Origin of the sequence: Caballeronia arvi (genome assembly GCF_001544695.2) — a bacterium.
Classification (GTDB): Bacteria; Pseudomonadota; Gammaproteobacteria; order Burkholderiales; family Burkholderiaceae; genus Caballeronia; species Caballeronia arvi.
On record NZ_FCOM02000014.1, the window covers coordinates 85,101 to 96,795 of the forward strand.

9 protein-coding genes are annotated in these 11,695 nt (G+C 65.3%); 8 read left to right on the plus strand and 1 reads right to left on the minus strand.

The window, feature by feature from the left end:
- The first annotated feature begins 8 nt into the window (after positions 1-8).
- From AWB74_RS18105 to AWB74_RS18130, 6 genes are read left to right on the plus strand one after another with little or no spacing between them, the layout of a single operon-like run.
- The gene (locus AWB74_RS18105; protein WP_061148115.1) at positions 9-2,054 is read left to right on the plus strand and encodes a hydantoinase/oxoprolinase family protein; all 2,046 of its coding nucleotides are present in this window, start codon (positions 9-11) and stop codon (positions 2,052-2,054) included.
- A 4-nt stretch (positions 2,055-2,058) separates the two neighbouring features.
- The gene (locus AWB74_RS18110; protein ID WP_061148116.1) at positions 2,059-3,792 is read left to right on the plus strand and encodes a hydantoinase B/oxoprolinase family protein; all 1,734 of its coding nucleotides are present in this window, start codon (positions 2,059-2,061) and stop codon (positions 3,790-3,792) included.
- Between the two features lie 14 nt (positions 3,793-3,806).
- Positions 3,807-4,958, plus strand: a complete 1,152-nt coding sequence (locus AWB74_RS18115) for a CaiB/BaiF CoA transferase family protein (RefSeq protein WP_407642450.1) — start codon at positions 3,807-3,809, stop codon at positions 4,956-4,958.
- The gene (locus tag AWB74_RS18120) at positions 4,955-5,767 is read left to right on the plus strand and encodes an enoyl-CoA hydratase-related protein (protein WP_061148117.1); all 813 of its coding nucleotides are present in this window, start codon (positions 4,955-4,957) and stop codon (positions 5,765-5,767) included. Before AWB74_RS18115 ends, AWB74_RS18120 begins: the two co-directional genes overlap by 4 nt.
- Positions 5,768-5,818: 51 nt before the next feature.
- The gene (locus AWB74_RS18125; RefSeq protein ID WP_061148118.1) at positions 5,819-7,180 is read left to right on the plus strand and encodes an MFS transporter; all 1,362 of its coding nucleotides are present in this window, start codon (positions 5,819-5,821) and stop codon (positions 7,178-7,180) included.
- 12 nt (positions 7,181-7,192) lie between these two features.
- The gene (locus AWB74_RS18130) at positions 7,193-8,128 is read left to right on the plus strand and encodes a hydroxymethylglutaryl-CoA lyase (RefSeq protein WP_061148119.1); all 936 of its coding nucleotides are present in this window, start codon (positions 7,193-7,195) and stop codon (positions 8,126-8,128) included.
- A 20-nt stretch (positions 8,129-8,148) separates the two neighbouring features.
- Here AWB74_RS18130 and AWB74_RS18135 read toward each other — a convergent pair whose 3' ends face one another.
- Complete coding sequence (locus tag AWB74_RS18135; protein WP_061148120.1) at positions 8,149-8,910, minus strand: alpha/beta fold hydrolase; 762 nt, start codon at positions 8,908-8,910, stop codon at positions 8,149-8,151.
- Between the two features lie 308 nt (positions 8,911-9,218).
- Between AWB74_RS18135 and AWB74_RS18140 the strand changes: the two genes are divergently transcribed.
- Positions 9,219-10,580, plus strand: coding sequence for an MFS transporter (locus AWB74_RS18140; protein WP_061148121.1), 1,362 nt, complete (start codon positions 9,219-9,221; stop codon positions 10,578-10,580).
- A 66-nt stretch (positions 10,581-10,646) separates the two neighbouring features.
- Positions 10,647-11,636 (plus strand): D-2-hydroxyacid dehydrogenase family protein, encoded by a 990-nt coding sequence (locus AWB74_RS18145; RefSeq protein ID WP_061148122.1) that lies wholly within the window; start codon positions 10,647-10,649, stop codon positions 11,634-11,636.
- Positions 11,637-11,695: the final 59 nt, after the last annotated feature.

An 11,695-nucleotide genomic window follows, 5' to 3' on the forward strand; every position in this document is an offset into this window, starting at 1 on the left:
GAGGCAAATTGAAAAGAATCGGACTCGATGTCGGCGGCACCTTCACCGATGTCGTGATGGTGGACGACGAGACAGGGCGCATCTGGTCGACCAAAGTGCCGACGACGCCGAAGGATCGCGTCATCGGCACCATCGAAGGCTTCCGCAAGATCCTCGAACTGTCGGGCACCGACAGCGCGGACGTCTCGTTTCTCGGCCACGGCACGACGATGGCGACCAACATGGTCGTCGAGGGCACCGGCGCGAAAACCGCGCTCGTCACGACGCGCGGCTTTCGCGACATCCTGGAACTCAGGCGCGTATCGCGGCACGATCGCGCCGATCTCTACGATCTGCTGTTCGACAATCCGCGTCCGCTCGTCGAGCGGCGCTGGCGGCTCGAAGTGAACGAGCGGCTGCGCCATGACGGCAGCATCGAAACGCCGCTCGATCACGCGCAGCTCGAAGCGCTCGCCGGACAGATCCGCGCGTCGGATATCGAAGCCGTCGCCGTGTGCTTTCTGCACGCGCACGTGAATCCGCAGCACGAACGCGAGGCCGTGGATACGCTGCGCCGCCTGTTGCCGAATCATTTCATCTGCGCATCGCACGAAGTCAATCCCGAATCGATGGAATACGAGCGCGCGAGCTCGACGGTCATCAACGCGATGCTCGGGCCCGTGTGCGGGCGCTACATCGGCCGGCTTATCGGCGCGCTGGCGCAGCACGGTTTCGCGGGCAAGTTTCTCTTCATGCAGTCGAACGGCGGTCTCGCCAGCCCGGCGATGGTCGCGGACAAACCCATCGTGCTGCTCGAATCGGGGCCGGCGGGCGGCGTGTCGGCGGCGATCCGCAACTGCGAGAAGAGCGAACTCAGGAACGCGATCCTCGGCGACATGGGCGGCACGACCTTCGACGTCTCGCTGATCCGCGACTTCCGCCCCGAGCTGCGCAACAAGAGCCTGCTGCATACCTATACCGTGCGTTCGCCCAGCATCGACATCGATTCGGTGGGCGCGGGCGGCGGCTCGATCGTGTGGATCGACGCGGGCGGCGGCGTGCGCATCGGACCGGAGAGCGCGGGCGCCGATCCCGGTCCCGCCTGCTATGGACGCGGCGGCACGCGTCCGACTGTCACGGACTGCAATCTGGTGCTCGGCTATATCGATCCCGACAGTTTTCTCGGCGGCGAATTCAGGCTCGATGCGCAGGCGGCATGGTGCGTCGTCGAGGACGTGATCGCGAAGCCTCTGGGCGTGTCGGTGCCCGAAGCCGCGCAGGTCGTGCGCTCGGTCGCGAACGCGCTGATGGCGCAGGCCATCCGCATCATGACGGTCGAGCGCGGTTACGATCCGCGCGAGTTCTCCTACATCTGCTACGGCGGCGCGGGGCCGGTGCACGCGGTCGATCTGGCGCACGAAATGGGCATCCGCCGCGTGGTGATCCCGCCGCTGCCGGGTCTGTTCAGCGCGTTCGGCATGACGGTCGCGGATCAGCAATACGACTATCAGCGCCCCCTCGAAAGCGATCTCGCGATGATCGACGACGCGGCACTGCACGCCGCGCTCGACGAGCTGACAGCGCTTGGCATGGACGAGCTGCGGCGTCACGGCGTCGAGGCGCAGGGCGTGAAAGTCGTACGCCTCGCCGATTGCCGCTACGCAGGACAGCCCGATGTCATCACCGTGGAAGTGCAGGGCGAGGCGCAGGGCATCCGCGCAGCGCTCGCGCAAGCCTTCGAGGACGCGCATCGGCGGCAATGGAACTTCGTCAGCAAGGACAAGCCGGTGGTGGTCGCCAACGTGCGCCTGCAACTCGTGACGGCGACCGGCTGGCGCGGCGGCGTCGCGAGCGCCGCTGGCGGCGAACCGCCGAAGCCGGTCCGCACCCGCGAGGTGTATTTCGATGGCGGCGTGCGCACGCTGCCGGTGTTCGCGCGCATGCAGATTCCGGTCGGCGCGACCATCGAAGGGCCGGCGGTCATCGAGGAGCACAGCAGTTGCGCCGTGCTGAAGGCGTCGCATGTCGCGCGCGTCGATCCCGATCTCAATCTCGTCATCGAACTGGCAGCCTGAACTCATGGATATCGTCACTTACGAAATCATCCGCAGCAGTCTCTTCGCGGTCGCGCGTGAAATGAAGATCGCGATGATGCGCACCGCCGGCAGCCCGCTCATGCACGCGAGCGGCGATTCGTCGGCCGCCATCTTCGACGCCGACATGCAGCTCGTCGCGCAAGGCAACGACATTCCGACGATGCTCGGCTCGGCCGTCATCTCGACGCGCGTGTCGGTGGAAGCGGTCGGGCGCGAGAACCTGCGCGCGGGCGACGTCATCGTCAGCAACGACGCCTACGTCGGCGGCGGCAATCATCAGCCGGACGTGCAGTTCACGCGGCCCGTGTTCGTCGACGGCGAGATCGTCGCGTTCGTGATGACGCGCGGCCACTGGACCGACATCGGCGGACAGTCGCCGGGCAGCTATACGGTCACGACGTGGGACGTGTTCGCCGAAGGCATCCGCATTCCGCCGGTGTTTCTCTATCGCAACGACGCGCCCGTGCAGGACATGCTCAACCTGCTCACGCGCAACAGCCGCAACGCGCATGAACTGCTGCTCGACATTCAGGCGCAATACGCGGGCACGTTCGTGGGCGACCGGCGCATCGGCGAACTGGTGGCGAAATACGGCGCCGAGGCGCTGCGCGACGTGATGAGCCAGAGTCTCGATCACTCGGAGAAACTGATCCGCGCGGAGATCGCGCGCATTCCCGACGGCGTCTACGAGGCGCAAGAGTATCTCGATCCGATCGAAGCGCCGGGCTGGAAACAGGAGCGGCCGCTCCTCAAGGTGAAGATCACCAAGACGGGCGACCAGATCACCTTCGACTACACCGGCAGCGGCCCGCAGGCGCGCGGCGGCATCAATTGCCCGCTTTCGGTGACGTGCAACAGTACCTGGTTCACCGTGAAGGCGCTGACCGATCCGGGCATCCCGGTCAACCAGGGCTGCTATCGGCCGGTGACGATCATCGCGCCCGAAGGCAGCGTGCTGAACTGCCGCTATCCGGCGTCGGTCGTGTCGGGCAACACCGAGACCTCGCCGCGCGTGATCGATCTGCTGCTCAAGGCGCTCGCGCCCGCGGTGCCGGAGCGCATCACCGGACAAAGCAACTGCGCGTCGTGCGCGGGCATTTTCAGCGGACGCGACACCGATGCGGCGCGCATCGCCCGCACCGGCCAGGAATTCGTCACCATGCACGACGTCCACGCGGGCGGCATGGGTGCGCGTGCGGGCAAGGACGGCGTGAGCGGCGTGCGCGTGTATGTGGGCAACGCGGGCAGCCAGTCGATCGAGATGATCGAGGCGACTTCACCGCTGATGGTCGAGGAATGGTCGCTCGTCACCGACAGCGGCGGCGCGGGCCGCCGGCGCGGCGGGCTGACCTCGCGGCGCGTGTATCGCGTCGAGTATGACGAAGCCACCTTCACCGTCTCCGGCGAACGCGGACGTTCGGCGCCCGAAGGCCATTTCGGCGGACAGCCCGGCACGCGCTTCCAGTGCGTCGTCGAGCGCGCGGACGGCAGCGAGCACCAGGTCGCGGCGAAGGGCGGACAGACGGTCGTGTATCGCGGCGATCGCGTGACGGTGCAGCCCGCGGGCAGCGGCGGCTACGGCGATCCGTGCGAACGCGAGCAGACGCGTATCGATGCCGACATCGCCGATGGCTACATCAGCGCGGATGCGGCCTTGCGTCTCTACGGCCAGACGCAGGAAACCGCCGACGCACCGCTCGAAGTGGCGGCGCAATGAACGCGGACGAAGCCATGAGCAGGAGTCTGCCGCTCGCGGGCGTGTGCGTGATCGAGATCGGCCACAGTCTCGCCGCGCCGTATGCGGGCATGATCCTCGGTTCGCTGGGCGCGGAGGTCATCAAGATCGAGAGCGCGGAGCACGGCGATTACGCGCGCGACTGGGGTCCGCCTTTCGTCGATGGCGCGGCCGCGCTGTTTCATGCGGTGAACCACGGCAAGCAGAGTATCGCGATGTCGCTGTCGAATCCGGATGAGGCGCAGGCGTTGCGCGAACTGATCGCGCGCCGCGCCGATGTCGTGCTGCAGAACCTGAAGGCGGGCGGCACGGAGAAATACGGTCTCGGCGGCGACGAAATGCTGCGCATGAAGCCGTCGCTCGTCTACTGCAATCTCGGCGCGTTCGGCACGGCGGGACCGCTCTCCGACAAGCCCGGCTACGATCCGCTCGTGCAGGCGCTGTCCGGCCTGATGAGCTTCCTCGGCCAGCCGGGCGAGCCGCTGTCGCGCATTCCGGTGTCGGTGAACGACATGGGCACGGGGCTTTGGGCCGCGATCGGCGTGCTCGCCGCGCTCTTCAGACGGCAGGCGACGGGCGCGGGCGAAGTCGTGTCGGTGTCGCTGTACGAGACCGCGATCAGCTGGGCGGGCATCCAGATCGCCGACTATCTCGCCTCGGGCGTGCTGCCGGGGCGCTGGGGCTCGGGGACGGCCGCGATCGTGCCGCATCAGGCCTTCGAATGCGCGGATGGCACGATCATGGTCGCCGCGGGCAACGACCGCCTGTTCCGCCGCCTGTGCAGCGTGCTCGCGATCCCCGCGCTCGCGGACGACGCGCGCTTCGTCACCAACGGCGCGCGCGTGAGCCATCGCGTCGAGCTGATCGAGCTGCTGCATGCCGGGTTCCGCAAGCACGGCATCGCGCACTGGCTCGATGCGCTCGACGAAGCCGGCATTCCGTGCGGCCCGATCCAGACCATCGATCAGGTCGTGGAGCACGAGCAGACCAAAGCACTCGATCTGCTGCGCACCACCGACGACGGCGCGGCCACCGTCGTCGGCGTGCCGATCTCGTTCGGCGGTGCGCGGCCCGCGCACATCGGCGTCACGCCGAAGCTCGGCGAACACAATCATCTGCTGGCGAAGACGCCACTGGAGACATCTTGAAACTTGCATCGCAACAGGTCGGCGCGCTCGACACGCTGACGCTCGAAGAAATCGACGAACAGATCCTCATCGTCAAGCTCGATCGCCCGGAAGTCTCAAACGCGATCAGCACGAAGATGGGCGAAGAAATCATCCGCGTATTCGGCGCGCTCGAAGCGGACCCGGCGCTGTATCGCTGCGTGATCCTGACGGGCGCGGGCGAGCGCGCGTTCTGCGGCGGCGCGGATCTGAAGCAGCGCGAAGGCATGACCGACGAGCAGTTCGGCGTGCAGCACTATCTGTTCGAGCGCATGAACCGCGCGCTCACTTATTGTCCGGTGCCGGTCATCTGCGCGGCCAACGGCGCGGCGGTCGCGGGCGGACTCGAACTGCTGCTCGCCTGCGACTTCGCCTATGCCGCCAGCCACGCGGTATTCGGCTTCACCGAAGTGAAACGCGGCATCATGCCGGGCGGCGGCGGCACGCAGCAACTGCCGCGCACCATCGGCGCGCGGCGGGCGAAGGAGCTGATCCTGCGCGGCGCGAAGTTCACGGCGCAGGAAGCGCTGGCATGGGGCGTCGTCAACCGGCTGTGCGAGCCGGGGCGGGTCCTGGCCGACGCCATCGACGCGGCGCGCGACATCTGCACCAGTGCGCCGCTGTCGGTCGCGCAGGCGAAGAAGGCGATCGACCTCGGCATGCAGGGCGATCTGCGCACCGGGCTGTATCTGGAAATCGAAGCGTACAACCGGCTGATTCCGACCGAGGATCGCCTCGAAGGCATCAGCGCCTACAACGAGAAGCGCGCGCCCCGGTTCAAAGGCCGCTAGACCATAACAGCACGGCCTAACCAAATTCCGGACTCACCGGAGGAGACAGACATGACACCCGACATCGGCAGCTTCGACCGACCAAAGGCCGAAGCGACCTACAGCAAGATCACGCGCAGGCTCATCCCGTTCCTGTTCCTGTGCTACGTGTTCGCGTTTCTCGACCGCATCAACATCGGCATCGCGCAGCTCGACATGAAGCACGACGTGGGCTTCAGCGATCTCACCTACAGCATCGGCGCGGGCATCTTCTTTCTCGGCTACGTGCTGATGGAAGTGCCCAGCAATCTGCTGCTCGCGCGTATCGGCGTGAAGCGCACCTTCTCGCGCATCATGATCCTGTGGGGCTTGATCGCGGCGGGCACGGCGTTCGTCACGCTGCCGTCGCATCTCTACACCGTGCGCTTCTTTCTCGGGCTCGCGGAGGCGGGGCTGTATCCCGGCGTGATCTTCTATCTCACGCGCTGGTATCCGGTCGAGCGGCGCGCCAAGGTGATCGCCATCTTCACCTGTGCGACGGGCATCGCGGGTCTGTTCGGCGGGCCGTTGTCGGGCGCGCTGATGACCTACTTCGACGGCTACTTCGGCCTGCACGGCTGGCAGTGGATGTTCATCGTGCAGGGCTTGCCCGCGAGCGTGCTCGGCGTGATCGCGTTCTTCTTTCTCGATGACGGCCCGCAGCAGGCGAAGTGGCTCACCGAGAGCGAGAAGGCCGTCGTGCTCGACGACATCCGCAGGAGTTCGAGCGTCTCGACGAAGCACGCGGAGCACACCTTCGGCCGCGCGCTGAAGGACTTTCGCGTCTACGTGATGGGCTTCGTGTGGTTCACGCAGATCGCGGGCGTGTTTGCGATCGGTTTCTGGCTGCCGACGCTCATCAAGAGCGCGGGCGTGTCGGGCGCGTTGCAGATCGGCTGCTATTCGGCGATCCCGTATTTCGTGAGCTGGATCGCGCTCATCGCGCTGAACCGTCATTCGGACCGCACGATGGAGCGGCGCTGGCATTGCGCCGTCGCGATGGTGTGCGGCGCGGCCGGCCTGGTCGTCGCGGGATTCACGACGGGCAATCTCGCGCTGTCGCTGGCGGCGCTGTCGGTGGCGACGGCGGGCATCCTCGCACCGAACCCGCTGATCTGGGCGATCTCGACCGATTACATCCGCGGCAGCGGCGCGGCGGGCGGCGTCGCGGTGATCAATTGCGTGGGCCTGCTCGGCGGCTTCGTCAGCCCGATGATCATCGGCGGGATCAAGACCATGACCAACAGCATGGCGGGCGGCCTCGGCGCGATCGCGCTGCTGATGGTGCTCGGCGCCATCGCCGCCGTGGTGCTCGCGCCGTCGACCTCGGGCCGCGCGGCCGGCGCCGGTCATGCGGATGAAGGCAGCGACGCCGTCGCGGACGCGACGATCTGAACCGGAGGGACCATGAACGATAGAGACGTGCAGATACGCGAAGTCGGCTTGCGCGACGGCCTGCAGATGGTGCGAACCATCCTCACGAGCGGGCAGAAGCTCGAATGGTGCGCGCGCCTCGTCGACGCGGGCGTGACGGATATCGAAGTGACGTCGTTCGTGCCGCCCAAAGTCGTGCCGCAATTTGCGGACGCGGCCGAGGTCGCGGCAGGGGCGCTTGCCATCGACGGCCTGCATGCCGCGGCGCTGGTGCCGAACCTGAAGGGCGCGCAGCGCGCATTCGACGTAGGCCTGAGCAAGGTGCATTACGTGCTCTCCGCGAGCAACGAGCACAACCTGAAGAACGTGCGGCGCAGCACGGCGGAGTCGGTGGAGGACTTCGTGCGCATTGCGGCGGCGCGCGACGAACTGGACCGCGACGTCGTGCTCGGCGCGGGCGTGGCGACCGCGTTCGGCTGCACGATCGCGGGCAAGGTCGAAGAAAGCATCGTGCTCGGGCTCGTCGAAACACTCATGGAAGCCGGCGCGCAGGAGATCACCATCGCCGACACGGTGGGCTACGCCAATCCCTCACAGGTGCATGCGCTGATGCGGCGGGTCCTGGCGCTCACGGGGCAAGTGCCCGTGGCCTGCCACTTCCACGATACGCGCGGTCTGGGCCTGGCCAACGTCATGGCCGCGCTCGATGCGGGCGTGCGCGCATTCGATGCATCGCTCGGCGGGCTCGGCGGCTGCCCGTTCGCGCCCAACGCAACGGGCAACATCAATACCGAGGACACGGTGTTCATGCTCGACGCGCAAGGGCTGCGCACGGGCATCGATATCGGCAGGCTGCTGGCGATTCGCGAGACGATCGCCGCATGGCTGCCGGGCGAGCCGTTCACGGGCGCGATCGCCCGCGCGGGATTGCCGAAGACCTTCGTGCATCGGGAAGCGATCGCCGCATGAGCCCGCTGGTGCGAAACGGGCTAGACTGCCGCTGCGAGCCGTTCGAGCAGATCGACAAGCAGGCCGGGCGCGAGCACCATCGCGTCGTGGCCGGTGTCGATGCTCTCCCAGCCCCAGTCCGGATGATGCGAGCGAACATGTTCGCGCACGGGCGCCAGCGTGTCGTACGAGGGATTCGCGCAATGCACATAAGTGCAAGGCAGTGCATTGCCGAGCGGATGTTCGAGCAGGAGCGGCGTGGTGTAGGTCGCAAGCGGATGCGGCGTGAGTCGCCGATGGACCCAGCCGGCACGCGGATGATCGTCCGGAATGCCGGTCCCCTTCAGGCCGCTGACGGGCATCGCGAGGGACTGGCCGCTCGCTCTGACCGATTCCATGCGCTCGTCGACGACGGTCGCAGGCAGGACATCGAACGCGCATCGTCCGCTTTCCACGAGCAGGCTGTCGAGGAATACGATGGTACGCAGCGCGCGTGGAACACGGTCGGCGACGCCCGACGCGACGAGACCGCCGTAACTGTGGCCGACGAGCACGACATCGTTCAGTTCCTCGGCTTCGATGACGTTGACGATATCGGCGATGTTCACATCGAGCGACGTTGCCGACGCAAGCAAATGGCGGCGCTCGCCGAGTCCGGTCATGGTCGGCGCCATGACGCGATGGCCGCGCGCGATGAGTTCATCCGCTACGAATCGCCAGACCCAGCCGCCGTGCCAGGCGCCGTGGATCAGGACGAAGTTGAATGCGTTACGCGGCCGGTCGTTCGGTGTGCTGCTTTTCAAGTCGGTCTCCTGATCGATGTGCGCGCGAAAGATCGAAGCGGTCTTGCGATTTCATCGTGATGCCGCGCTGTGCAAATCGTCTCAGAGATGAAGCCGCCATGCAACCGATCACGCGATGCGTTGAAGATCGCCGCTTACTGGTTATCACCGATATAACCGCGGCGTCTCACCTGATCGGTACTTTTCAATTTCGTCGCGCATCGATGTTCCCTAGACTGGCCTGATTGCCGGGACCGTCGAAGCATGCAGGGATGGAGCAGGAGTAAGTCGATCACATTGGCCCAGGCCGTAAAACGTGGAGACAGCGAGTGAACCAGTCCGTTCTAGATTCCGATGCGGCGTCAGCCGAATCTCCGCAGTCCGGCTCGATGACGAGCGCGCATGAGCGAGCGCTCTACCTGCGAGTCACGCTTCGCATCGTGCCCTTGCTTTTCGTGTGCTATGTCGTCGCGTTCCTGGACCGCATCAATGTCGGCTACGCGAAGCTTCAGATGCAGGATGCGCTCGGCTTCAGCGACAGCGTGTATGGCCTGGGTGCCGGCATCTTCTTTCTGTCGTATTGCCTGCTGGAGGTACCGAGCGCCATGCTGCTCAGGCGCATGGGCGCGAAGCGAACCATCGCGCGCATCATGATCTGCTGGGGAATCGTCGGGGCGTGCTCCGCGTTCGTGACGAACGTCACGCAGTTTTATATCGTTCGTTTGCTCTTGGGCGTCTTCGAGGCGGGCTTCTTCCCCGGCGTGATCTTCTACCTGAGCTCATGGTTTCCGGAGCGAAGGCGCGGCGTGATCATTGCGTGCTTCATGGTGGGCTTTCCGGTCGCGGGTCTCGTCGGCGGCCCGGTGTCGGGATGGGCGATGACGAGTCTTGCCCATGTCGCCAATCTCGCCGGATGGCAATGGCTTTATATCGTCGAAGCGTTGCCGGCGGTCGTGCTCGGTCTGGTCACCTTGTTTCTGCTGGACGACAACATCGACAAGGCGCGGTGGCTCACTGAAGCGGAGAAGAGCGTGCTGCGTCAGGGTTTCGAAGTCGAGACGGAGCGAAAACGCAGAGCCGGGCATCAGGGACACGCGAAACTGGCGGAGGCGCTTTCGGACCCCAAGGTCTACATGCTCGCGTTCATCGACTTCGCCTTCGTCTGCGGAACCTATTCGGTGACGTTCTGGCTTCCGACTGTCTTGAAAGACTCGGGCGTTTCAAATCTCTCCGTGCTCGGATGGCTTTCCGTCATACCGTACGGCATGGGCGCGATCGGCATGGTCGCGATCAGCCGAAGCTCGGACCGGATGCTCGAGCGCCGCTGGCATGCGGCCATCGCGGGTTTCATAGGCGCCGCCGCCTTGTTGCTCGTATCGCATCCGACGAACTCTCCCGCTTTGACCGTTGCGCTGTTGACGGTCGCCTGCGTCGGCATCTTCGCCACCAACGTGCTCATCTGGTCGCTCGCGGCGGATTATCTGAACGGCTCTCCGGCGGCGGCGACGAGCATCGCTTTCGTCAATTGCATCGGCTTGCTCAGCGGCTTTTGCAGTCCGTTCGTCATCGGATGGCTCAAGACCGCGACGGGAACGCTCGTCAGCGGCCTTTACGTGATGACGGCGATACTCGTGGCGGGCATTCTCGTCATGCTGCTCGGCTTCAGACGTCATACGCAAGCGCGGGCATGAACCGCACTGGTGGACAGGACGGTGGTCGTCGCGGCCCGAATCGTTTCGACAGGAAAAGACCCACACATGCACAACATTGCCATTCTCGATGACTTCCAGAACACCGCGCTTCGGTTCGGAGACTGGGACAGCTTGCGTGAACACGCCGACATCACCGTCTTCACGGACACGATCAGTGACGAGAACGATCTGATCGAACGTCTGCAACCCTACGACATCCTCTGCGTGATGCGCGAGCGCACCTGGTTCACGCGCAGCGTCCTGTCGAGGTTGCCGAATCTGAAGTTGCTGGCGAGCACGGGGCCCTGGAACGCAGCCATCGATATCGAAGCGGCCCAGGACCTCGGCATCACGGTGTGCGGAACCGCATCCTCACCTACTGCGGCGGCGGAACTTGCGTGGGCGCTCATTCTTGCGGCGACGCGGCACATTCCACGCGAAGTCGCGTCGTTCAGAAGAGGAGGCTGGCAAGTCTCGGTGGGCAGCGACCTGCATGGCAAGACCATCGGACTGCTGGGCCTCGGCTACACCGGTGGCGCGACCGCACGGGTAGCCCAGGCTTTCGGGATGCGCGCGATCGCATGGAGCCAGAATATGACGCAAGAGTCAGCCGCAAAGTGTGGCGCGCTCTACGTGTCGAAGGAAGCATTGCTCGCCGAAAGCGACATCCTTTCGGTTCACGTGCGGCTATCGGACCGGACACGCGATCTGATCGGCGCGAGGGAGCTGCGCATGATGCAGCGGCACGCCCTGCTGGTGAACACTGCGCGCGGACCGATCGTCAACGAGCAAGCCCTGATCGATGCCCTGCGCGAGAAGCGGATTGCGTGCGCCGCGCTCGATGTCTTCGATCAGGAGCCGTTGCCGGCAGAGCATCCTTTCCGGTCTCTGGACAATGTGATTGCGACCTCGCATATTGGTTACGTAACCGATGAGTCTTATCGCCTCTACTATGGCGAGTCGGTCGAAAACATTCGAGCCTGGATAAGCGGTACGCCTGTCCGTGTGCTTACGCCTGCGCGACGTGAAATCAGTTATACGACACAAATTGCATAGCGGGTCGATCGCTGAGGCCACGGACGTCCAATGATGCCCATTGGGCGCGACGGCTGTTC